The organism is Winogradskyella sp. PC D3.3, assembly GCF_054366245.1.
Map to the genome: position 1 here is coordinate 3232145 of NZ_CM135962.1, position 25745 is coordinate 3257889.

21 protein-coding genes are annotated in these 25745 nt (G+C 33.2%); 7 read left to right on the forward strand and 14 right to left on the reverse strand.

Annotated features, from left to right (window positions below):
• Nucleotides 1-10 precede the first annotated feature (10 nt).
• The 5 genes from ACXGSQ_RS14250 (at nt 11) to ACXGSQ_RS14270 (ending at nt 6101) form a co-directional block, all read left to right on the forward strand.
• On the forward strand, nt 11-688 hold the full coding sequence (locus tag ACXGSQ_RS14250; protein ID WP_458626821.1) for a PrsW family intramembrane metalloprotease: 678 nt from the start codon (nt 11-13) through the stop codon (nt 686-688).
• A gap of 73 nt (nt 689-761) precedes the next feature.
• Nucleotides 762-1247, forward strand: coding sequence for an acyl-CoA carboxylase biotin carboxyl carrier protein subunit (locus ACXGSQ_RS14255; RefSeq protein ID WP_458629366.1), 486 nt, complete (start codon nt 762-764; stop codon nt 1245-1247).
• Between the two features lie 105 nt (nt 1248-1352).
• Nucleotides 1353-2792, forward strand: coding sequence for an acetyl-CoA carboxylase biotin carboxylase subunit (accC, locus tag ACXGSQ_RS14260; protein WP_458626822.1), 1440 nt, complete (start codon nt 1353-1355; stop codon nt 2790-2792).
• A gap of 113 nt (nt 2793-2905) precedes the next feature.
• A complete protein-coding gene (locus ACXGSQ_RS14265) occupies nt 2906-4447 on the forward strand; it encodes an acyl-CoA carboxylase subunit beta (RefSeq protein WP_458626823.1) in 1542 nt (513 codons plus the stop codon).
• Between the two features lie 451 nt (nt 4448-4898).
• Nucleotides 4899-6101 carry a multidrug effflux MFS transporter gene (locus ACXGSQ_RS14270; RefSeq protein ID WP_458626824.1) on the forward strand — a complete coding sequence of 401 codons (1203 nt, stop codon included), beginning with the start codon at nt 4899-4901 and terminating at the stop codon, nt 6099-6101.
• A gap of 58 nt (nt 6102-6159) precedes the next feature.
• On the opposite strand, the gene ACXGSQ_RS14275 is transcribed toward ACXGSQ_RS14270, so the two are convergent.
• Together ACXGSQ_RS14275 and ACXGSQ_RS14280 are read right to left on the reverse strand one after the other, a co-directional pair.
• Nucleotides 6160-9069, reverse strand: coding sequence for a T9SS type A sorting domain-containing protein (locus tag ACXGSQ_RS14275; protein WP_458626825.1), 2910 nt, complete (start codon nt 9067-9069; stop codon nt 6160-6162).
• Nucleotides 9070-9296: 227 nt separating this feature from the next.
• On the reverse strand, nt 9297-9917 hold the full coding sequence (locus tag ACXGSQ_RS14280; RefSeq protein WP_458626826.1) for an L-threonylcarbamoyladenylate synthase: 621 nt from the start codon (nt 9915-9917) through the stop codon (nt 9297-9299).
• A gap of 50 nt (nt 9918-9967) precedes the next feature.
• On the opposite strand from ACXGSQ_RS14280, the gene ACXGSQ_RS14285 reads away from it, so the two are divergent.
• Nucleotides 9968-10831, forward strand: coding sequence for an alpha/beta hydrolase (locus ACXGSQ_RS14285; RefSeq protein ID WP_458626827.1), 864 nt, complete (start codon nt 9968-9970; stop codon nt 10829-10831).
• Here ACXGSQ_RS14285 and ACXGSQ_RS14290 read toward each other — a convergent pair.
• From ACXGSQ_RS14290 to ACXGSQ_RS14345, 12 genes are all read right to left on the reverse strand, one after another.
• Nucleotides 10828-13170: an ATP-dependent helicase gene (locus tag ACXGSQ_RS14290; protein ID WP_458626828.1), complete on the reverse strand. Its 2343-nt coding sequence runs from the start codon at nt 13168-13170 to the stop codon at nt 10828-10830. The two genes, ACXGSQ_RS14285 and ACXGSQ_RS14290, sit on opposite strands and share 4 nt — an antisense overlap.
• 97 nt (nt 13171-13267) lie before the next feature.
• The gene (locus ACXGSQ_RS14295; protein ID WP_458626829.1) at nt 13268-14839 is read right to left on the reverse strand and encodes a hypothetical protein; all 1572 of its coding nucleotides are present in this window, start codon (nt 14837-14839) and stop codon (nt 13268-13270) included.
• A gap of 140 nt (nt 14840-14979) precedes the next feature.
• Nucleotides 14980-16734, reverse strand: coding sequence for a hypothetical protein (locus ACXGSQ_RS14300; RefSeq protein WP_458626830.1), 1755 nt, complete (start codon nt 16732-16734; stop codon nt 14980-14982).
• A 156-nt stretch (nt 16735-16890) separates the two neighbouring features.
• Entirely contained in the window at nt 16891-17634 is a 744-nt protein-coding gene (locus ACXGSQ_RS14305) for a LytR/AlgR family response regulator transcription factor (RefSeq protein WP_458626831.1), read from the reverse strand.
• Nucleotides 17631-20492 (reverse strand): sensor histidine kinase, encoded by a 2862-nt coding sequence (locus tag ACXGSQ_RS14310; RefSeq protein WP_458626832.1) that lies wholly within the window; start codon nt 20490-20492, stop codon nt 17631-17633. Before ACXGSQ_RS14310 ends, ACXGSQ_RS14305 begins: the two co-directional genes overlap by 4 nt.
• A gap of 42 nt (nt 20493-20534) precedes the next feature.
• Nucleotides 20535-21095: a hypothetical protein gene (locus ACXGSQ_RS14315; protein WP_458626833.1), complete on the reverse strand. Its 561-nt coding sequence runs from the start codon at nt 21093-21095 to the stop codon at nt 20535-20537.
• A gap of 8 nt (nt 21096-21103) precedes the next feature.
• Nucleotides 21104-21553, reverse strand: coding sequence for a hypothetical protein (locus ACXGSQ_RS14320; protein WP_458626834.1), 450 nt, complete (start codon nt 21551-21553; stop codon nt 21104-21106).
• A 5-nt stretch (nt 21554-21558) separates the two neighbouring features.
• A complete protein-coding gene (locus tag ACXGSQ_RS14325) occupies nt 21559-22050 on the reverse strand; it encodes a hypothetical protein (RefSeq protein ID WP_458626835.1) in 492 nt (163 codons plus the stop codon).
• A gap of 2 nt (nt 22051-22052) precedes the next feature.
• Nucleotides 22053-22718 carry a hypothetical protein gene (locus ACXGSQ_RS14330; RefSeq protein WP_458626836.1) on the reverse strand — a complete coding sequence of 222 codons (666 nt, stop codon included), beginning with the start codon at nt 22716-22718 and terminating at the stop codon, nt 22053-22055.
• Between the two features lie 10 nt (nt 22719-22728).
• Entirely contained in the window at nt 22729-23169 is a 441-nt protein-coding gene (locus ACXGSQ_RS14335) for a hypothetical protein (RefSeq protein ID WP_458626837.1), read from the reverse strand.
• Between the two features lie 121 nt (nt 23170-23290).
• On the reverse strand, nt 23291-23980 hold the full coding sequence (locus ACXGSQ_RS14340) for a putative metal-binding motif-containing protein (protein ID WP_458626838.1): 690 nt from the start codon (nt 23978-23980) through the stop codon (nt 23291-23293).
• Between the two features lie 4 nt (nt 23981-23984).
• Nucleotides 23985-24785 (reverse strand): prolipoprotein diacylglyceryl transferase, encoded by an 801-nt coding sequence (locus ACXGSQ_RS14345; RefSeq protein WP_458626839.1) that lies wholly within the window; start codon nt 24783-24785, stop codon nt 23985-23987.
• A gap of 434 nt (nt 24786-25219) precedes the next feature.
• Here ACXGSQ_RS14345 and ACXGSQ_RS14350 point away from each other — a divergent pair, with 434 nt between their 5' ends.
• A complete protein-coding gene (locus tag ACXGSQ_RS14350; RefSeq protein ID WP_458629367.1) occupies nt 25220-25741 on the forward strand; it encodes a DUF7935 family protein in 522 nt (173 codons plus the stop codon).
• Nucleotides 25742-25745: the final 4 nt, after the last annotated feature.

Below are 25745 nucleotides of genomic sequence, written 5' to 3' on the forward strand. Positions count from 1 at the left end.
TTTTTGATTTATGAATCTACTCCTATTAGCCATTGCACCTGTCTTTGCCATTCTTCTATATATTTATGTCCAAGATAAACACGAAAAAGAACCTAGAAACCTATTAATTTACAGCTTTCTTTTTGGTGCGATTGTAAGCATTATAATCGTCTTTGTTTTGTACTTTTTTACAGGACACTTAATACCAATTACGGATCATTTTAGCATTTTCCAACAGTTTATTCAAGCCTTTATCGTAGTGGCCTTAGCAGAAGAATTTAGCAAATATGTTATTGTAAAATACTATGCACAACCCCAAAAAGCATTTAACGAACCTTACGACGGTATTATCTATGCCGTAATGGTATCTATGGGATTTGCTTGTACAGAAAACATTATGTATGTCTTAAATGGAGGTTATGAAATTGCCGTTTTAAGAGCATTTACAGCAGTTCCGGCGCACGCAACGTTTGGAGTTCTTATGGGATATTTTATGGGTAAAGCAAAATTCTCAAAAAATAGAATACTCCTTAATTTAACCGGCTTATTGTTAGCAATCTTATTTCATGGTGCCTATGATTTTTTCTTATTTATCAACTTTATTCCAGGAATTTCTATCGGTGCATTTATATCGCTCATTGTTGGAATTATACTTTCTAAGAAAGCGATTAATGCACACCAAAAAAATTCAAACTTCAAATCTTTATAGAATTCAGAAAATAAAAGTTAATAATTTCATATTTTGCAATTGATTTGAAAATTACCTACCAAATACACAAAAACTGAAATTTATGTACAAAATAAAAGTCAACGCATCCTATACTTTTAATGTCACGAAAGATCACATGGAAAAGCTCGATGCTGTAGAAACGTCAAGTAATAACTATCATATACTTCAAGACCACACACCTATAAAAGCAGCGATTGTAGACACTGATTTCAATAAAAAACTGTATACCGTAAAAGTGAACAATAGTATCTATAAGGTTGATATTTATGACGCTTTAGACCAACAAATTGAAGCTTTAGGTTTTGAAATAGGCGCAACAAAGCAAATCAATGATATAAAAGCACCAATGCCTGGCTTGATTTTAGAAATTAATGTCAAAGTAGGTCAAGAGGTTAAAGAAGATGATGCTTTATTAATATTAGAAGCCATGAAAATGGAAAATGTCATCAATTCACCTCGTGAAGGAGTTATAAAATCCATTCATATAAAACAAGGAGAAACAGTTGATAAGAACTCACTTTTAATAGAGTTTGAATAAACCAATCATCAGTTCGATTATTCTGACTATTTCGCCAGAATGTATCGAGAACCTTTAGATAAATACATATAAATTAAAAAGATACCTGCTTTCGCAGGCATTAAGATGAAAAAAATACTAGTCGCAAACAGAGGAGAAATCGCCATAAGAGTTATGAAAACCGCAAAGAAAATGGGCCTTAAAACAGTCGCCGTATTTTCTGAAGCCGATAGAAATTCACCACACGTCAAATATGCAGATCAAGCTGTATGTATTGGTCCAGCACCATCTAACGAATCGTATTTAAGAGGTGATAAAATTATCGAAGTTTCAAAATCACTTTATGTCGATGCCATTCATCCTGGTTATGGTTTCCTTAGTGAAAATGCTGATTTTGCTGAATTATGTGAAGCCAATAATATCATTTTTATAGGCCCACGTTCAAAAGCTATCCGAGTAATGGGAAGTAAATTAGCTGCAAAAGAAACGGTTAAAGCTTATGATATCCCTATGGTTCCTGGAACTGACGAAGCTATTACAGATATTGCTGAAGCTAAAAATATTGCAAAAACAATAGGATTCCCTATTCTTATTAAAGCCTCTGCCGGAGGTGGTGGAAAAGGGATGCGAATCGTTGAAAACGAAGCCGAATTTGAATCGCAAATGGATAGAGCTATCAGCGAAGCCAAAAATGCGTTTGGCGATGGTTCTGTATTCATTGAAAAATATGTGGCTTCACCAAGACATATCGAAATCCAAATAATGGCAGACACACATGGTAATGTCATCCATTTATTTGAACGCGAATGTTCTGTTCAACGTCGACATCAAAAAGTAGTTGAAAAAGCACCTTCTCCTGTTTTAACTCCAGAATTAAGAGAAAAAATGGGACAAGCCGCCATAAATGTAGCTCGCTCTTGTGATTATATTGGTGCTGGTACTGTGGAATTCTTACTCGATGAAAATTTCAATTTCTACTTTTTAGAAATGAATACAAGACTTCAAGTAGAGCATCCCGTTTCTGAGTGGATTGCTGGAGTGGATTTAGTTGAGCTACAAATAAGAGTGGCAAAAGGAGAAACATTACATATCAAACAAGAAGATTTAAAAATAAACGGTCATGCTTTAGAACTTAGAGTTTATGCAGAAGACCCTATGAATGATTTTCTACCAAGTGTTGGAAATTTAGAAGTTTACCAACTACCTAAAGGAAATAATATAAGAGTTGATAATGGTTTTGAACAAGGTATGGACATCCCTATCTACTACGACCCAATGCTTTCAAAATTAATAACTTACGGAAACACACGTGAAGAAGCCATTGAATTGATGATAGAGGCCATTGACAATTATCAAATCATAGGAGTAGAAACTACATTACCTTTTGGACGTTTTGTTTTTGAACATGAAGCGTTTAGAAGTGGAAATTTTGACACTCATTTTGTAGAAAATTACTACTCACCTAGCCTTTTAGAAACGCAACATCAATTGGAAGCTGAAATCGCAGCAAAAATTGCCTTAAAGCATTATTTAAAAGAACAAAAAGTTTTACGTATACCTAATTAATCGCTGTTAACAAAAAATAGAGATTCATTAAACGTTTAGACTTATAATATCAATTAGAATTACATACAGCTTTGCGATTTCGATAGAAAACAAAAAGCGAGAACTATAAAAGCATGAGCAATAAAATAAAAATTTTAAAGGACAAACTAGACCTAGCTAAACTAGGAGGAGGACAAGCCCGAATTGATAAACAGCATCAAAATAAAAAACTAACCGCTCGAGAACGTGTAATGTATTTATTAGACGAAGGTTCTTTTGAAGAAATTGGCGCTTTAGTGACCCATAGAACCAAGGACTTCGGAATGGCTGACCAGCAGTTTTACGGAGATGGTGTGGTTACAGGTTACGGTACCGTTAATGGAAAACTGATTTATGTTTTTGCACAAGATTTTACTGTTTTTGGTGGTTCTTTATCCGAGACCCATGCCGAAAAAATCTGTAAGATTATGGATATGGCCGTTAACGTTGGTGCTCCAATTATTGGCTTAAATGATTCTGGAGGAGCACGTATTCAAGAAGGTGTACGTTCTTTAGGTGGCTATGCTGATATTTTTTACAAAAATGTTCAGGCCTCTGGTGTTATTCCTCAAATTTCTGCAATTATGGGGCCTTGCGCTGGTGGAGCTGTTTATTCGCCTGCAATGACCGATTTTACTATGATGGTTGAAGATACCAGTTATATGTTTGTTACTGGACCAAACGTTGTTAAAACCGTAACAAATGAAGAAGTAACGAGTGAAGAGTTAGGAGGTGCAAGTGTACATTCTTCAAAATCTGGTGTGGCTCACATAACATCTACAAATGATGTTGAATGTCTTGAAGACATTAAAAAACTATTGAGTTACTTACCACAAAGCAATAAGGAAAAGCCCGATGATTTACCTTATGAACTTAACGAAGAAGTCCGAGAATCGTTAGCCGCTATAGTTCCTGATAATCCGAATAAACCTTACGATATGCACCAAGTCATTGGTGGTATTATTGATGAGGATTCTTTCTATGAAATCCATAAAGATTATGCCGAAAATATTATTGTAGGTTTTGCACGTTTAGCAGGGAAAAGTATCGGAATAGTCGCTAATCAACCGATGTTTTTAGCTGGGGTTTTAGATGTCAACAGTTCTAAAAAAGCAGCACGTTTTGTACGCTTTTGCGATTGTTTTAATATTCCATTATTAGTTTTAGAAGATGTTCCTGGATTTTTACCAGGAACAGACCAAGAATGGAATGGAATTATTGTAAATGGAGCAAAACTACTCTATGCGTTTAGTGAAGCCACTGTTCCGAGAATAACAGTAATTACGAGAAAAGCATACGGAGGAGCTTACGATGTAATGAACTCTAAACACATCGGAGCAGATATGAATTTCGCTTGGCCAAATGCAGAAATAGCAGTGATGGGTGCAAAAGGTGCCGCCGAAATTATTTTTAAACGTGAAATTTCTAAGGCCGATGATAAAGAAGCCAAATGGAAAGAGAAAGAAGCTGAGTATGCTAAATTATTTGCAAATCCTTATAGTGCCGCTGAACGTGGTTTTGTTGATGATGTCATTCTACCACAAAACACAAGACGTAAATTAATAAAGGCTTTTAGTATGCTTGAAAATAAGGATGTTGTTAAGCCTAACAGAAAGCACGGTAATATTCCGTTGTAATTAAAAACATCTTAAATAAAATCTAAACCTTTCAGGTTTAAAAACCTGAGAGGTTATTCTATTTTTCAATTAATCGTCTGTGGTAATTAATTTGTCTTAATTGATATGATAGGTGCGAATTTAAATGAATCAAAAAATATTCAATTGTCATCGCTTCATTAAAAACATAAAATTTATAATCTTGCTTTAAATCGGAATCTCGTTATCTTATATATCCTGAATCACCTTATACAACACCTATAAAATAGTTTAAATTTCTAATAAGATGAATACTTAATCCATCTATTTTCCAAAGCTTGGCATCCTCCTTATACTAGTTAATTTCTTCAATTAATCGATTAAGGTCTCTTTTAAACAACGTTATCAATGTATCCTTTAGTAAACTTTTAAAATATTAATATTAGTCTTATTTATAATCAAAAATAGGTAATAATTAATTTACTTTTGCCTAATGCAAAATCAAAAAAGGTCTCAGTTAGAATTTGTGGTATTAATGGCAGCCTTAATGTCTATTGTAGCACTTTCAATCGATGCAGTATTACCTGCTTTACCTAAAATAGGTGACTATTTAAACAGTTCGAGTGAAACTGAAAATCAAAAACTTATTACAGCAATATTTTTAGGCTTAGGATTTGGACAGCTTATTTTTGGGCCATTATCCGATAGTTTTGGACGAAAACCAATGGTTTATTTTGGTTTTGGTGTTTTTGTAATTGCTTCTATGGTTTGTATTACCACACGGAATTTTGAGATCATGCTTTTGGGACGAGTATTACAAGGCGTTGGCTTATCATCACCTAGAACCATGAGTATTGCCATAGTAAGAGATTCATTCGATGGAGATCATATGGCTAAAATTCTATCTGTCGTCACCATGACCTTTATTTTAGTGCCTGTAATTGCCCCCATATTAGGTCAGTTCTTATTGGGCCATTTTGGATGGCAATCCATATTTATTGTTAATCTCGTCTTTGGATTTTTGATAATATTATGGTTTTGGAGACGTCAACCAGAAACACTTCATAAAAAATATCAAAAAACATTCCGATTATCCATTTTTAAATCTGGTGTCATTACGTTCTTTAGAATAAAATCTGCGGTTATTTACACCCTACTTTCGGGATTGGCTACAGGCTCTTTTATGGTGTATTTAAGTACTTCTCAACAAATTTTTCAAGTACAATATGACTTGGGCGACATGTTCCCTTATATTTTTGCTAGCTTAGCTGTAACTATTGGTCTGGCAACGTTTTTAAACAGTGCCATTGTAATGCGTTTTGGCATGTGGAATTTAGTAAATATCGCTTTAATAGTCTTTGTGCTCAACTCCTTAATTTTTGTAATCCTTTTTTGGTCGGGTGTAAATCCACCAATTGAAATTCTTATACCCTTTTTAATGATTCAATTTGCGAGTGTAGCATTTTTATTTGGAAATTATAGAGCTTTAGCCATGCAACCTATGGGGCATATCGCTGGAGTAGGATCTGCACTTAATGGTTTTATATCTACCATAATGGCTGTACCTATTGCTAATTACATAGGTAGTTTTGTAAAAACCTCGGTATTACCTCTTTTTATTGGCTTTTTTGTAACAGGAATTATTGGGTTGGTTTTATTCTATAGTGTAAAAAAACCAGTGAGAGTAAAAGAATAATAGTTTAAATACTTGCTTTCACTCTCCTGGTTACTTTAATTGATGGCGTAGACCACGCCTATTTCAATATTACTTTTTGAGTTTTATACTGTGTTCTATTGTTTAATTCCACAATATAAGCACCTAAACTTAATCCGCTCACATCAATGGCTTGAGATGTACTAGACGTGTTCAAATTTTTCGAAATTATAACGCGTCCTTGTAAATCGTAAATTGTAGCCTTAGTTGCCCCTACTAACTGACCTGCAACAACAATAGTTTTATCAGCTTTATTAGTATAAATCGTTAATACATCAAGAGTATTTACATTTGTAGATAATGTACTATTACTTAAACGTAAATAGAAACGACCTGTTCCACTTAAGTCCGTATTTGGTGTTAAGATATAATCAGCAGAATTTAATAATGTTGTGACGTTTGCAACTGTATCCTCTAAATATACTTCTACAGTATTTGGTAATGTCGATTGTGAAATAGTAAATGCAATTTGCTGACCTTGATTAGCATTCACACCAAGAGGAATGGTAACATTACTCAAATTTGAAGTGTTTAAAGATTGAAGTGCAAAATTAACATCCTCATTAGCTTCTACTAAATGAGAGTAAAGCGCAAATGGAGGTACCGTACCAAATACTTTAGCATCATAACCAGGATCTAATCCTAAGCTCGAATCATCATTAAAGTAAAAACTTGTTCTATAGTTTTTAGAACCTACAAGATCCAATTTAAGATTATAACTAATAGCTGACGATCTACCTTCTATATAATCATCAGAACCTATAAGTGTTCTCATATCTACGGTATCAGATGTTCCATTATTAAAAACAACATTCCCAGTAGCATTTTTAGCTGCAACTATAAATCCTTGACCAGGTGCTATATTTAGCGTTTCAGTTGTGGCAGCATTTATAATAGTAAAATTACCTGTAGTAGCTTCACTTCCTGAATAAACTCCACTATTATAACCATAAATGGCTACAGCATCCTCATCTAAAACTGCTGCGTTAGCCGTTAAAAATTCAGAAGCACTAAGATAACTCGGGTAAGGATTACCAACTAAATTCCATTGATTTCCGCCATCAGAATTACTAATAGGAGCACTCACATTACCTGTAACAACATCTCCTGTAAAAGTTAAAACTTGGTCGCTAGTAGTCGTTGCGGCTCTATATCCTTTTCCCGTTTCTAAAGCGGTAGTAGCGTTTACGGCAAAATTTTCATAAACAGGCTCATTAGCCGTATTATCATAAGGCCCAAAAGCATATACTGATCCGTTTGTTGCAAGTTTAGTTGCGTTTGTTGGTGAACCAAGATTAATAAAAGCATCAAATGTAAGGCCACCTGGTGGAGTTAATGGCAAAGCTATTAAGTCATTTCCACCACCAGTGCTTGTGCCGACGATATTTACATGACGATCGTAGTTTATGGTACCATTAATAGTACCATTTAAGATTAAACTTGAATAACTATCAGATACAGATTTTAAAGTCATTGCATCCGTAACCGTTAAGGTAACTCCAGAATTAATCGTTAAGCTCGCTCCTGCTTCTACCAATACTGATTTTACAGTTGCATCTGCACTAAGAACCGCATCAGTACCTGATTTTATGATTAACCCATAACAAGAATCCGTAGCACTTGGAGCAGCGGACACTACTGATCCTTTAAAATAATTTGTACCATCCCAAACAATATCAGAAATAAAACTTAATGTAAAATAATCTCCATCAGCAAAAGAAACACCTGTTGCTGTTGCTGTATTACCTGAAACTGTTAAATTATAAGCTGTTGATGTAGTAAAAGTATCATCGTTACTTACAAGCAACTGTAAACCTTGACAACCTTCTGTAGCTGCACTAATAGCAGTAATATCTAATTCTACTGTTACTGTACCTAAATCACCTACTTTACTTACACGCCACTTTGACGTTAACTGTTCTGAATGGTTTGCTGTGTTTGTAACGAAATCATATGCAGGGTCTTTAGTATCTTCTCCCCAAAATAAAAAATCACCATCCGATAAATTCGAAGGTGTATTTATACGCACAATTCCTGTTCCTCTTGAATCTACATGATTACTCCCATCTGATGCTTGACCTATACCTGCGACATGATGGTCAAAATCTCCATTAGCAGTATTATCTTGTGCATAAAAATCTTTAGAACCGTCTAAAGCTGTACCATATTTTGCAGATAAATAATTTTCAACAATCGTTGTTTCTGCTAAATTAAGTGATCTTGTGTAAAAAACGACTTCAGCTATGTTTCCGTTGAAACTATCACCCGATTGTTTACCAATACCAAAATCACTAAAGCTTTGTAAAGTCCCATCATACCCTACTGAACCAGAGATTTTTGCGTTTACATATTGTTTTATATCTGTTCCATTGAAATCTTGTGTAATAAGATATGGAACATTATTTGTTAAAATTGTTCCTGTATATTTACTAAGAGACTTAGCAACCCCATCAAATTGCACTCCTCTTCCCCAAATACGTCCATTAGAACTAGCCCACATTCCTATAGATTTATTTTCTATAACATTTGAAAACGCAGTTCCCGATGGTCCTGCTTGAACAATACCTCCTGTACCACCACTAAAAGACGTAGCTTTTAGCACAACAAATAAACTTACTTCATCGCCATGTCCTACACCTGTTACCAAGATTCTATCATCATTACCATCAAAATTTAAAGCTGAATAGCCATTTATAGCGTTTGTTTTTAGTTTAGGTCTAAGAGCTGATGAAAGCTGTAAGGCATTGTTACCGTTTCCTGATGCATCATTCCACTGCTGTATCGCAGAATCATTAGCTCCTAAAGTAGTACCAGCATCTGTATAAGTGCTATTTTCGGCCTTTAGCCATATTTCATTATCGGTTGTTACTCCTCCTGGCCCTGCTTGAGAAAAACCGTAAGTTGATAATAATAATGAAAAGGCTGTGTAAATTTTTGCTTTTGTATTCAAAATTTTAAGTTATGTTAATTAATCCGTCGGTAAAAGTATAAAAAAACACCACAAAAAGCAAATAAATACGTTTAAGTGTAGTTATGTGTAAGAAAAAAATAAAACTGCATCATTTTTACACTTTGTAATTCTTATTTTTCATAAAAAAACACCCATAAAACACTGATTAATAAACACTTGTTGTTCTACAGTGTAAAAACCGATATTAGTAAAATCTAAAAAACAGTCTAAAAAATCTCCAAACTACCCTTACCTTCTCTTATTACAATAGGCGTTTCTTCCGATAAATCAATAATAGTGGATGCTTCGTTATCACCATAACCGCCATCAATAACTATATCTACTAAATTATCCCATTTTTCGAGTATTAATTCTGGGTCTGTAGTATATTCTAAAACATCATCTTCGTCTCTTATAGATGTTGAAACGATTGGATTCCCTAATGCTGAAACTATGGCTAAAGCTATAGAATTATCGGGTACTCTAATTCCGACTGTTTTTCGTTTTTTGAATGGGTTAGGTAAATTTTTAGATCCTGGCAAAATAAACGTATAGGGCCCTGGTAAAGCGCGTTTTAAAATTTTAAACGTTGTTGTATCAATTTGCTTTACGTAGTCACTTAAATTACTTAAATCTTCACAAACAAATGAAAAATTAGATTTCTCTAGCTTTACTCCTTTAATTTGAGCAATACGCTCTAAGGCCTTTACATTAGTAATATCACAACCTAGACCATAAACCGTGTCTGTTGGATAAATTACTAATCCACCATTCTTTAGTACTTTAACTACTTTTTGAATCTCTTTTGGATTCGGGTTTTCTGGATATATTCTAATAAAGTCCGCCATAATATGTACCTTTCAAATACGTTATACAAAGTAACTATATTTTTTTCAATATGAACCATTTAAAACTTGTATTCATCTTTTTTCTATTAATTTTAATAGTGACATCTTGTGCTTCTGAGTCTTCCGATTATAATGGACTATCCCCTTTAAACACGACAGAGCTGTACGAAGAACTCAATATTTCTTATGGTAATGATGATGATCAGGTGTTTGATTTGTACTTACCTGCTAACCGAACTGTTCAGACAAAAACAATAGTTTTGGTTCATGGAGGTGGTTGGAATTCTGGCGACAAAGCTGATATGGATGCTTTTAAAACTTTTATTAAAGATCAAATGCCCAATTACGCTGTAGTAAATATTAATTACCGATTAGCAGATGAAAACCATCCCCCCTATCCTATGCAAATTGATGATATCACTAGTGTTGTTAATCACCTAAAAACCAACCAATCACATTATACCATTTCAAATAGCCTAGGCTTTGTAGGAACTAGTGCTGGCGCACACTTGTCCTTACTCTGGAGTTATGCTTTTGATACTGAACATCAAGTTAAAATGGTATGTAGTATCGTTGGTCCGACTAATTTTACAGATCCTGCTTACTTAAACCATACCACCCCCTTACTCCAAGACGTTTTAGATACATTTGGAATAAATACAGCAATAGATTTTTTAGAAGAGGTAAGTCCTTATCATAACGTCACAATAACATCTCCTCCTACGATTTTATTCTATGGAGGTCAAGACCTTTTAATTCCAACAACACAAGGTACAGCGATGCGAGACAAACTAGAAGCGCTTAACATTACACATCAGTTTACCTTGTATCCTAATGAAGGACACGGATGGACTGGTCTTAATTTGCTAGATACAACTCTAAAGTTAAAAACGTTTATTGAAACGCAGCTTTAGTCTTGCTTTGTTCTTAAGATTTCAAGCTTTGCAAAACGTAAGAGTAGTTTTTTAGTATCTCCATTCTGAAATTTAATTTCAGCTTTTGCATCAGCCCCAGCTCCTTCAATTTTCATCACTTCACCTCTACCAAATCGATCATGATTGACGGTGTTTCCAACGGCCAATTTAGTATTAAATGAGCCTGTTGGTTCTTGAGTATCGGCAAGTGGCTTCATCTTTTTCGGTGTACTAATTTGAAATTTCTCAGGTTTCTTCTTAGACTCTTTTCTCAAAATTTTTGCTGTTTTTGGTTTCGCGAATCGAATGCGATTAGGTTCAATATCTCCAAATATAGACTGATCTAACATTGGATTTATACGTTGTTCTCTTAATGGTGTGACGATATCTACAAATTCCTCATCGATTTCTTCAATAAATCGACTAGGTTCTGCATCTATTAATTTTCCCCATCGGTAACGCGATAAGGTATATGTTAAATACGCTTGTTTTTCTGCTCTAGTTAAAGCTACATAAAACAAACGACGTTCTTCTTCTAATTCACTACGGGTATTCATACTCATGCCACTTGGAAATAAATCTTCTTCCAAACCAACGATGAATACATGGCTAAATTCTAATCCTTTTGCTAAGTGAATGGTCATTAAGGCCACATGATCTGCATCTCCTTTATCACCATCCAAATCTGTTGCTAAAGCGATATCTTCTAAGAATTCGGCTAAAGAATCCCCAGCATCTGCTAATTCTATTTGACCTTCAACGAAATCTTTAATACCGTTTAACAATTCTTGAACGTTGTCCATTTTCACCACACCTTCTGGTGTAGCATCCTTGTTCAGTTCTCGTATTAACCCACTTGTTTTAGTAACATGTTCCGCTAAATCAAAAGCATTTGCGGTCTGATTCATCACTTGGTAACTCTCAATGAGTGTTACGAAATCTCTCAATTTATTTTTAGTACCACCATTGATATTAATATCAATACTATCTAAATTCTGTAAGACTTCAAAAATGGTTTTACCATAAGTATTAGCAGCTACAATTAGGCGATCTACTGTAGTTTGACCAATTCCTCTGGCCGGATAATTAATAACACGTTTAAGTGCTTCTTCATCTGAAGGGTTTAAAACTAAACGCAAATAAGCGGTTAAATCTTTAATTTCCTTACGTTGATAAAAGGATAAACCACCGTAAATACGATAAGGAATATCACGCTTACGCAAGGCATCTTCAATAGCTCTAGACTGTGCATTGGTACGGTATAATACAGCAAAATCACTGTTGTGAAGTTGCTCATTCATTTTAGTTTCCCAAATAGTACTGGCAACATAACGTCCTTCATCACCATCTGTCAGAGCCCGGTGTACTTTTACTTTCTCACCGACATCATTTGCTGTCCAAACAACTTTATCTAATTTGGTTTTATTGTGTTCTATAACAGAATTTGCTGCACCAACAATACATTTTGTAGAACGGTAATTTTGTTCTAATCGGTACATCTTTACACCGTCATAATCTTTCTGGAAATTTAAAATATTATTAATATTTGCACCACGGAAAGCATAGATACTCTGGGCATCATCACCTACAACACATATATTTTGAAAACGATCCGCTAAAGCTCTTACAATTAAATATTGCGAATGGTTGGTATCTTGATACTCATCTACCAATATGTATCTAAATCGATTTTGATATTGTGCTAATACTGCAGGAAAGCGTGTTAGAAGTTCATTTGTTCGTAACAATAAATCATCAAAATCCATTGCCCCAGCCTTAAAACAACGCTCTACATATTCTTTGTAAATCTCTCCCATTCTAGGACGTCTAGCCATAGCATCGGCTTCCATCAATTCTGGGTTTTTATAATATGCTTTTACTGTAACAAGGTTGTTTTTATAAGATGAAATTCGGCTATAAACCTGCTTCGTTTTATAAATATCTTTATCGAGTCCCATTTCTTTAATAATAGAACCCATTAATTTTTGTGAATCTTGTGTATCGTAGATTGTAAAGTTGCTAGGATACCCTAAATGATGGCCTTCAAAACGCAAAATTTTTGCAAAAACAGAGTGAAATGTTCCCATCCAAAGGTTCTTAGCTTCACCATCTCCTACGATGTCAGCAATTCTACCTTTCATTTCTTTGGCCGCCTTATTTGTAAAGGTCAATGCCAAAATATTAAAGGCATCCACTCCTTTGCTCATTAAGTAAGCAATACGATATGTGAGCACACGTGTTTTTCCAGAACCTGCACCAGCAATGATAATCATTGGTCCATCAATCTGTACAGTAGGCGCTAACTGAGCCTCATTAAGTTGACTAAGATACTTTTCCAATCTAAAAATTTTTGAAGATGTAAAATTACGGATAGTCTTATAGTTTACCGCATGGAAACGGTATAAATTATAAACAATATATCAGAAAACAGAGTCTCTAATGCTCTTTTTTACCATCACCAGCCATTGCCGATAACAACCCTGCTTTTATATTTAACCAAACAAAATTGAATACAGATTTCGTTACATCGCGTTCTACATTCTCCGATTGCCCATAGCGAAAATTCTTTTTTTCATCCTCACTATCGTTAGAAACGAAGAGGTTAACAATTGTTGAAAGAAAATTATTTTTCTCTTTTCCGTTCTTCTTTAAGATTGAAACTTCAAAATCATCATAGGCTATTTTGAGATCTATTCGAGCCATTTTAGGATTCCCACTTACAGTAAAATACGTTTGTTTTAATTCCCCATTTAAATCGACAAAAAGATTCGGTTGTGTAAACTGATCCATCTGAGTTGCACTAAAAAAACCTAAATCGGCTTTAAACGTAAATTGATCTGTAGTGTCTGCAACTTTAAAATTCCAATTCACTTTTAAAGGACAATCATTCATAAAAGTGGATTGTATTTCAATAGCTGTATCATCATTTCCAAAGGTGTTTCCTAATTTTGTAAATGTGGCATTTAAGTTTGTAAAATCTAAACGACCAGCCCGTTCTTCAACATTGACTTTTTCTAAGTATGAAATACTTCCATCGGTAATTATAACCTTTTCTAATCCCAAGTTAAAAGACAAATCCCGTAGTAAGGTTCCATACAATGTTTTATACGATAAATCGTCTGCAACTAATTTGTCTCTATATATTTCTGCTATCGGTGAATTCAAATCGACCTTTTTTGAAATGAAATAAAAAGCATCATCTGTATTAAAACCAAAATCCATATCAAACATATTAATCTCCTTTATGTTTAGGTCGAAATGGTCGCGCTCCGTTTTTAAAACTTTTGAATATTGAACTTTAGCATATTTTGTTTTTAGTTTGAAGTCCTTAAATGTGGCAGTATTATCAGTAATATACATGGTATCTACCATTAGGTTATCATACATATTCGTTGCCCATTTTACATTTTTAGCATGTAATTCAAAATCCTTATATGCTATTTTCTTATTTACTTTTGAAGCTTTTGGGTCGATTTGAAAGTCCAATAATTCGAAATTAAGGTTAGGAATACTTAAAATTAAAGAGTCACTTTCATAATTCGTTATTAAAATATCCGCTTTATTAATCAGGATTTTTTCGGCATGAATAACTTGATTGATTTTATCTAGAAAGCTGCTATGATAATCCTCATTCTTCACGACTGAATTATGCTTGTATTTTGCAACGAGCTCATCAATCACAAGAGATTCAATAATTATTTTATCGTTAAAAAGTAAATCCCAATAGCCAACATCATTAATTTCTATAGATTTAAGTTTTGCGTCTAAAATCGTTTTTTGGGTTGTTTCTCCTGAGATAACGATTGTTGGAGATACCACCTCAACATTACCTGTCCATATATTAGCATTAATGGTTGCATATTCGATTTTAGTAGATTCGGATACCTTTTGAAACTCCTGTCCTAATTTCTGTTCAATAAGCCTATTAACTAAAAAGGATAATAACATAGTAACGCTTGTAATAATAGTCATTACAATTATGATTTTTTTATATGTAGGTTTTGTCATTTTGTTCAGTTCTGTAAGATTATTAATAAAGCTACCAAAACACTTTTAAAACGATTAACCAATACCAATTTTATATTAACTCAAAAAAAAGCCACTTCAAAATATGAAATGGCTTTTTTACTTTTTTATAATTTTCTCTATTAACTATCAATTAGCACGTGAATAGAAACAGCTAAGGTTTTTACAACACCACCATTGTCAGTATATGTCCCTGTAACAGTAATGTCTATATAACCTCCTACAGCACCAAAATTAGACAATGTAAATTGCAGCGTATCTGGGGCATTAGGATCAATATCTAAATAAGACGATTGTATCCAAAAGTCTGAAGTGGTGTAAGTTCCTAATGTTGTTGTATTTCCTCCTACTGAAAAAGACCCTTCTTCAGATTGACTTGAGACTACGAACATACCACCTATTGGGCCTTCTTGATAGGCATGGATATTACTTAAATGGTAATTTACTGGATTATTATCTGTTTGAACAGAGATATACTCCGAAACATTATTACAAGCCACTATACTCCCTACATTAGGAGTGATTAAATTAAATGGTAAAACCGTTGTTGATTGTAAAGCATCATAATCAAAACCTTCTAAAGAAAACGTATTTAATGAAGCACATTTAATAATATTAATAGCAAAATCACCATTATTAACAGCGACAGCTCCTTCTTGACTTCCATAAGACAAGTTCACATAACCATCTGTAACATTTGAATTTGAACAATCAACTAAGTTCCCTGATACAACTTCTGTGACCACACTAGGTAAAGCAATATTGCCATAATTCGTATTGCTAGAAAAAGGCCCTATTGTATTAGAAAATACTGTTGTACCACACTGATCAAAAGCCGTAAGTGTTAAGATTTCGTTTGCTGGTATTAAACCACAGATTTCACCATTTGCATTAGAGTAACCTGGTTTTGCATAGGTTTCACCTGTTCTCAATAATTCAACCTTCACGTTAACGATTGGTGTGTTTGTATCATCTACAATATTTAAACATAATGTCACCGTTGGGAAAGGCGCATCACAATTCCACCATGAAAAATGTGATACTTCTCCAATATATACACCACCAATTAAATCTGCCTCTCCGTCTTCTATCCAATAACCATTCTCCTCATCAAAATGCCATAATGGTATTGTTGAAGGTGCGACTCCACTTTGTGCTGGATCTAGTGGCATATGTATTTCTGCAACATGACCGTCTGCAATATTTAATTTCTGGCCAGACTCTCCTATTAACTCCACGTTTAACATCCCATAAGTTTCTAACAATTGTTCCTCACCGTTATTATTAATGGCTTGTAAATTTCCTGGCATTACATCGAATACATTAGCATGCGCTGGATCTAAATGATACAAATACACATCAACACTACCCGAATAAGCGTTTCCTTCTTCATCTTTAAAAGCACCATCAAATTTTACTTTAGCTCCATTACTTAAAGAGACTTCACTTTCGATTCCTGAGGAAACAGTTCCTGTTAAGTTTTTAGCAACTAACATAAGACGAACATTACTGATACCCTCTGTAGGTACTACAGATTTTAAACCTCTAATAAAACCATCTTTTTCAGCTGTTATATAAGCTTGTTTTTCTTTAACGGATGCATTGTATATCATAAAAACACCATTAGCATCGGTAAAAGCTACTTTGTTTCCAATAGCGACACTTACGTTACTTAAAGGCATCGATGACTCATCAACTATTTTCCCCATAAAATCTCTTTGAATACTCGCGCCTTGATTTATAACGCTCATTTCATTATTGTCGTTACCTGAAGATATGTCATCAATACCCTCCTCTTTTTCACAGGATGTGAATAAAACACTAAACACTAGAATTAATGCTAGCGAAATTTTAGAAATTGTTTGTCTTGTTTTCATATTGTTTTAATTTAAAAATGTTGATATCTTATTATCAAATCACCCTTATATAAAAACAAGCCTAGTTTTGTTACCCTATTTATTGAAGTTTTTATTTATACTTTAATTTCACTACACTGAGACCAGATTGAACTTCTAAACCATTTAGAGTCCTAATTAACTAAATATCTCTAAAAAGGCTTTTCTATTCGCTCGAGAAATTGGAACACGTTGTTTATTCTCTAAAACTAAATAGCCTTCATTTTCAAAATGCCTCACTTTATTAATATTGACAATATGCGATTTATGACATTTAAAAAAGTTTGAGGAAACGACTTTTTCAAACTTACCTAAGTTGTAAGAGCTCATTAAGGTAGAATTATCATCTAAGTGGATTTTAGTGTAACCGTCATAACCTTCAATATGTAAAACTTCATCTTGAGGTATAAATGATAAGCCCTTAACCGTTGGTACAATTAGTTTATTATTGTCGGTTACAGTGGCCGAAATTAATTTTAATAGCTTAGAATTTAGCTCCATTTTATCTAAAGACACTATAGCGCTAATAGCTTTTTGCACAGCCAACTTGAGTTCTGAATCATCTATAGGCTTTAGAATATAATCTACCGCATTTTGCTTAAATGCTTTAATCGCATATTCACTATAAGCCGTTACAAATATGACCTGAAAATCGATAACCTCAACAGCCTTTAAAAGTTCAAAACCATTAATTCTAGGCATTTGTATATCTAAAAACACCAATTGCGGTCTCAATTCTTTTATGGCCTCAATGGCGGCTTCTGGTTTTTGATAACTCCCAATAATGGTAATATTTGGAAATAAATTCTCGACCTTTTTCTGCAAGCCTTTTATATTAGATATTTCATCATCAACGATGATAGCGGTTACGTTTTCTATCATAGTTTTTGTATTATAAAAATTGATTTATTCCCTTTTTCATATTGCTCTGGATATAACTCCTGTTCTGAATACGAAATGTTCCATTTTTTAGAATTATTCAAAAAATGAAGTCGGTCTTTTAAAACACTTGACGATTTCACTCCATCACTTTGCCCTTTATTCGTATTTACAAACCCAACTCCATCATCAATAATTTCTACGATAACCACCTCGCCTTCGCCTTTTATAAAATTAACAGTTACAGTTCCGTTGTCTTCTTTATTAAATAAACCATGATTTATAGCATTTTCAATAATGGGTTGTAATATCATTGTAGGCACCTTCATTTTTTCAATATACAGATTGTCATCAACATTAATATTGAAACTTAGTTTTTCTCTAAAACGCAACTTTTCTATTTCTAAATAACTTTGAAGTAAGCTCATTTCTGCCGCTAATGAGATTTCGTTTTCTTTTGAAAGCTCAAAAAATTGCCTGATTAATTTTGAAAATTTAACCAAATACATTTCCGATGCTTCAAAATCATTTTCATTGATATAATATTGAATTGCCGCCAAGGAATTAAACACAAAGTGTGGGTTCATCTGAGAGCGTAAGGCTTTTAGCTGTAATTCAATTAGACGCTTATCTTCAAAAATCTTTTGATTCTTTTTAAATTCAGATTTTTTAACAATGAATCGTGATATTAAACCCACAAGAAAAACACCTATTATAACCGCTATTAATTTAAACCAAAAGGTTTGCCACCATAAAGCCTTTATTTTGAAACTTACTTGTTTCGAAATTGACTTATTATAAACTTTAAAAACATAGCGTCCTGGTTGAAGATTATTATAATTTACGGAGTTAATTGTGGTTTGGACCCAATTGGTTTGCAGTGGTTCTAACTTATATAAATAATCACCGTTTTTTAGCTTATCTTCAGAATAATCAATACTTTCAAACTTAAAATTTACAGTATTATTATGTTCATAATTAAATGCACCATGGCTATCGGAAAAAGATTGCTTATTATAGGTTGCTTTGGTAATAAACATATCAATTATTAAGTCGTTCCTTGTCTGACGAATTGGTACAACGCCCAGTCCATTATTTGTACCAACAATTAAGTCTTCATTGACTACGGCAACAGTATTAACGTTATTATTTGGCAAACCATCATTACTATTATACGTTCTAATTAACTTATATTCATTGTCAATTTTGGTATAATGTAACACACCTGAATTAGTTGCTAACCAAATCGCTTTTTCTTGTATAAAAGCATCCTGAACAATTAAAAATTCGGAATTCTCTAGAGGTTTAATTGTATTTAAATTTGAAATATAACTACCAAAACCATCCGTATTGATTAAAATCTCGTCCTCAGAAATGGCTTTAATACTAAGTACCGATTTATTAAAAATAGCTTCTTTAAAATTTACCTTTTTTATAGAATCGTTTTCTAATTCTTTTAAACCATTATTAGTGGCTATGATTAATCGTGAATTAAAAACTAAAAAATCATTAGATCCTTTTAAGACGATGTCTTTCTCTATATTGAAGGTTTGAGCATCTATTTTAAAAATTCCAAAAGAATAAATCCCATATAAATTGGACTTAAAAAAGGTGAGTTTCTTTACAAAAGAGTTAATATGAAGTGATGGTTTTACATTACCATTAAAGTTTATGACTTCTCGTTTTCCATCTCCTTCAGAAACAATACCAGATTGTTTTAAAAAGTAAGTACGTTTAAGACGTTCAATATAAACACTACCAAAATTGTAATCATCTGAAGTTAAATAAGGAATGAAGGTTTTGTCCGAGGCATTAAATTTATAGAATCCCTTATTGTAAACACTGGCGAACAATTCATTATTTACAAGATTTAAGTTTTGAACCTTTTCATTATTAAAGTGGTAGGCTATGTTTTGCTTTATATAAGGTAGTTTATAAACTCCATTAGTAAACGTCGCTAACCATATCGTATTCTGTTGATCTATAAAACCAAAATGTGCATTTAACTCTGGCGGAAAGAAAAAAGGATTTATAATATGAAAATCTTTATTAAATGTACCAACAAAACGATCCCCAGAAATTTGAATCGAATTTCCAACTAAGTTAATTCTAGGGTATTTTATTGTTTCAATGCCAATTTCATCTCCATAATTAAAACTATTTAAAGTGAATGTGTTTAGGTTTAAAATACTATAAGATTTTTCTGAAACCCAAAAATATAAGCTATCACTTATCTGACCTCGAGAACTGTTTTGATTAATAATCCCTTTAGTTGAACTTTTACTTAAAATGTGATTCTGTTTATCATAAATGTTTAGGCTTTCATCTTCTAATTTTAAACCAAAATACGCAACTTTATCGTTAAAAATAGTGGTGTAATCTTCACGAATTTTGTTTTCTACTACATTTTCAAAATTCACCCAAACATTATCCTTTAAGGCATAAATCTTTTTTGGTCCTGCAGGATATACCTTATTATTTAGCTGAACCGAATAAATAGGGTTAATTGTTTCTTCTTCATTTTCATTAGGAAATGACAAGACAGTATCATTCTCTATATATCCTAAATGAGTTGACTTAGATAGGTACCAAATTTTACCATCTGGAGTAGGGAAAGCATCCCATACATCATTATTAGGTAAGCCTTGTTTTGTTGTAAAGGTTTTAAATGTTTTGCCATTATATCGCACCATGCCTTTATCGGTTAAAAACCACATAAAGCCTTTGGCATCTTGCATAATGGTATAGACGTGATTACTTGGTAAACCGTCTTTTGTCGCGTAATTGGTATATTGTTGTGCAAACGAAAAACTCCATATCAGAAGGAAATAAATGGTGATATGGAGTTTATTATGTTTCAATAAAATTGATTAATGATATTTACAAAGTAAAGGTTTATTGTATTAATAATTTTGATCTGCGTCTCTTTTTACTCTGCAAACACCAGAAATATTGTGTGTAACGTTACTATCATCTGTAAAAGTCCCAGAAAACTCAAATTCTATATAGTCACCTATACTCGTTGGAATTGCAGAAGTTACTGTTGCTGAAATTTGATGTATAGTAAAATCTGGAGACAGCATAAAAAGATGACTCAACGTGTTTTCTGCAAAATAAAACCCTTCAGAAGAATTAACGTTTTGCATAACTCCCCAATTATAGATAATGTTTGGCAAAAATGCGCCCGTACTATCAAAGGTAAATACCGCTGAAATATGTCTTAAATCACCACTTGGTTGCTGTCCTGAAGCATTAATTTCATACTTATCAATTAGTGTAGAACTATCGGTTTCTAAATGAGCCTCAATGTCATAATCAAAAATACGTTCTACTCCATCAATGGTATATTTAAAATACTCATCTGTATTTCCGGTAGTCGTTGAGCCGTCATCATCATTACTACAACTAAATGTGCAAAACACTAAAACAATAAGTCCTATTGACTTTATTAATAATTTCGTCATATTCGTATTTATAAAACTTCATCTATTATTACACAAAATTCGACTTCAATACTGCCGTAGCTAACATCATATCGCATCTCGTCTCCTATTGCTGTTCCTGTTCGCTGACACGTCACCGTTACCATTTGCGGTTCAACTTCTCCATTGAGATAAAATCGACCTATACCTATTTCATTTTCTTCTAATACATTAGTTGTAAAAAATATAGTAGGTGAGCTAGAAAAAGAAGCTATTTCTATTCCTGGTGCACCATAAGGTCCATTACTAGCATTGGGGAAATATTGTGTACTTAACTCCGATTCTGGTAAAATAAGTTGATCTTGATTATTAGAATCGTAATACGAAAACCCTTCATAATTACATTCCGAAATATTGGTAGCATTTGTATCATCATTATTACATGACACAAGTCCCAAACACAACATCGCAACCACGCTTAATCTTTTAAATATATTCATATTTTTTAATTTATTGTTTCAATTATTACACAAACCTCTCCCTCTATTGTGTGTTGTATATTCATATTTGAGGTAAATGTCCCTACAAACGAATAACGTATGGTTCCACCAACAACAGCTTCATTAACTAAACAGGTGAATGTTATATTAACGCTTTGTGGATTAGATAAAACCCCATTAATAAATAAATGACTTGCTTCTGAGGAAGAAATATCTGAATTAAATAGTGATGTTTGGTTGACATCGAGTGCAGAACTTTGAAATATATAGTTGTTTTCTAACTCATGCACCATTACATTATCTCCAGTACCAACAGCTGACTCTGTGTAAACAGTCGTTGATGTACTAAAACCACCCTGAGGCAAATAGACCTCTGCATCAGTATCTAGTGTATAAAACAGCCCATGATTAGTGCAGGTTTCTATAGCGTTATCATCGTCATTATCACACGATGTGAATAGCGTTATCATTAATAAGGTAAAAATTATTACTCTCATATCTAGTCTAGTATTATTCCTAAAGTGCCTTCATAATGCCCTGTAATAGAAGTGCCATCTGAAGCTAAAAACGTATAATCCACATCGATTGTACTATTTGCCGGAACATTAGTATCAATATTTATCGCATTTATGATCACCGTCGGCTCCATAGTTCCTATGTAATACCAAACTCCACTTGTTTCAGGAAGATGACCATAATCAATTCCATTTTCTGTTCCAAATGATGGAGAAACAACTCCGTCATAAGCGATTAAAGAATCTGCTGAGTAATTAGGCATACCTGTACTTAAACTAGAACCGATATACGTATTACCTGTAGAAATTAAACCCGCAGACAAACTTGCATTATCATCTACGGATACTTTTATTAAAGCCAATTTTGAAGTGGTATTAACCGAATAGGCATACGCATAACCAAGACCAACATCACCAAAAGAATCTGTGATTCTCCCATCAGTAAACATAAAATTATAATGATCTGGATAACCATCAGCATTGCTGTCTGATTGATCTATAGTGATGTATGCATTTACGGTTTCGTGAAACGTTGAATTTATTGTGAATCCATCTGTTGATGCTGTTGATGTAGCATCGTCATTATTATCGCAATTAAAAAAAGTAAGAGCAACAACTAATATTAGTAAGATGTTTATTCCTAATTTCATAATCTAATTTTTATGGATTTACATCATCAATAACAATACATAACTCTACTTCTTCTCCTGACGCCAGTACAATATCTAATCGAATTTCATCACCTACAGCACTTCCTGCTCTTTGGCAAGTCACAACACCAGAATAATTTGTATCATTGATTCTAATTTCTGGATTTGAATCTACAGCACCTTCGGTAACAGCTCTTGTTACAACGAACGTACCTCCCATATTACTAATTTGATTCACTTCATATGCTCCTACACCTGGTCCGTCATTATTTGGAAAATAATCCGTAACCAAGTCTGATGCTGGTATTAAAGTTAAGACCCCTTGTAATTCTGCTGTAAGTCCTTCATAACTACAAACACTTATGTTTGGTGCATTATCATCGTCATTATCACAGTTAAATAAAGTAAGTGTAATTGCTAGTAATAAAATTGTTTTTAAAATTGATTTCATAATTCTTATATTTTAGTTTTTTATAATTCAGTTAACACTTTGAAAACTGACGTTCGAGGTTATATCAAGTCAATCGACAAATTGTTACCCTCTAATTCTTATTTTTTTAAAATTTATTTTTTTAGACTATTTCATCTACCATACCGTCGCAATCATCATCAATTCCATTCTCTTTAATTTCCTTGGCATAAGGATGAATAAGAGGATTAGTGTCATCACAGTCTAAACTATTAAACACACCATCTGCAGGAGATTGTTCACTTGAGCCATAGCCGTCATTATCTTCGTCAAGATATCTAATATCATCAATATCGATCTCCCCGTTACAGTTATCATCTATATCATTGCCTACAATTTCGTCTGCTAATGGATTAATCATATCATTAGAATCATCACAATCGGCATTATTATAAACCATACCGTTTGGAGCATCAGCTCCTAATTCTATTTCGAAAACAGAACCAGAAATAGAGTTACCAAAACCATCATTATCTGAATCTTTATAAAACGTTATCGCAAATAATCCATTACAATTTTCGTCGATAGTATTATCAGGAATGTCAATGGAATCAGGATTTATTCCTGGATCAGTATCATCACAGTCTGAATGATTTTCTTTAATATAATTTAATGGTTGATCGTGTTGAACAGTTGGATCTACGGAATTATCACCAAAACCATCTTGGTCTAAATCGGGATACCAATGATATGAGTAGTCTTGTGGCTCACCTATACAGCCCGAACCAATAATGAATACAGCTATTATTAATAACAGCATTGGCAGAAATGTTTTTAACATATGTGTTTTCATAATCTTAAATATTAGTTGTTCTTAAATTAATTTGCTTGAAAAATCGATAATAGAAATAAGCCGCTATGGCAATAAGACAAAGTGCAATAAACTGTGAATGCGATAGTATATTTTCTATAATAAAACCTCTATCATCTCCTCTAAAAAGTTCTAAAATCCCTCTACCAAAAGCATAAAGCATCAAATAGATTAGAAATAATTGTCCTTTAAATTGTTGGATTTTTTTAATTCTAAATAACAGACACATAATGGTCACCAACATTGTTACTTCATATAACTGCGTAGGATGAACCGATACATTATGGGTTGTAGGAAACACTAAACCAAAACTACTTTCTGTTGGAGAACCATAACAGCAACCTGCAGTAAAACAACCAAAACGTCCTATAGCGTGTACAATTGTTGTGGTTATCGCAAAAATATCTAGCATTGGTAAAACTGGAATATTATGCTTTTTTAAAAACCAAATGATATAAGGAATAATAACTACAAATGATCCATAAAAGACAAAACCTCCAGAAAAATTATTTAATAATAAATTTGGATTTTGAATGTACAGCATGGGGTCTTGCAAATAGAAAAACAACTTTCCTCCAACAAAACCAGCAATAAAGATGGCATAGAAAAAGGCATTAGGTAAGTTCTGAATTCCCAATTCTCGTTTTGCACTCCACTTAGTATATAGCGCAGCAATAAGCGTCCCTAATACAATTAAGGTCGCATAGGTATATACCGTAACTTGCTCTACATTTAGTAGGCTTGCCAAAAAATCTGATAAAGTGAATTTGAATAGTTCTGGATACATCTACTAAATTATTGTTTCGTTAATTTCATGCTTTATTCAACTTGAAATACCACAATGTTTAATTCTGAAAACATTTATAAAACATGTATTTTATCAAGCTGTTTTAACTATTTATACAAAAACAATAGTTTTATAACGCATGATACAATTTAGCAACTACATTATAAATGTGAACTCAAAATAAACGATATAATATAAGAACAACACACAACATATGTATCATCCCCATATTAAATCGTTTTATGCACTACATATAATAAAAGCCCTTATTCCCTAAAATATAGCTCTTGCAAATTAACTTGTTCTCTATAGAATACGCCCTACCATCAACTCTAAAGGCAATTTCATCCAATTAAACACAGGGTTCATTCAATTACCTGTTTTGTTTGTACAATAGAATGAAAGGTTTTAAGTTTGTAACTAAAATTTACGCCATGGATATTGATAAGATTATCGAGTTACTTTTTAGCATTGCACCTGCTGCTATAGTTGGAGCAATTGCCTACTATTTCTTTCAGCAACACCTACAAAATGAAAATAGCAGAAGACATTTTTTATTGCAGAAGGATTTACAAAAAGAAAGCTTCCCATTGCGCTTACAAGCTTATGAACGTATGACACTTTTCTTAGAACGTATAGCCCCTGCCAAACTATTAACAAGGGTCAATCCAACATCTTCAAATAAAAGTGATTACGAGAGTTTACTTATTGCCACAATAGAACAAGAATTAGAGCATAACTTAACCCAACAAATCTACGTCAGTGATCAATGTTGGTCTATTACATTAGCTGCAAAAAATGCGACTATTCAATTGATAAGAAAAGCTGCAATGCAGGAATCTACAGATACAGCCAACAAACTTAGAGAAGTCATTTTAACAGATTTAATGGATAAACCGGCACCAAGTAATGCTGCTTTAGCATATATTAAACAAGAAGTTAGTGAAATGTGGTAAACAA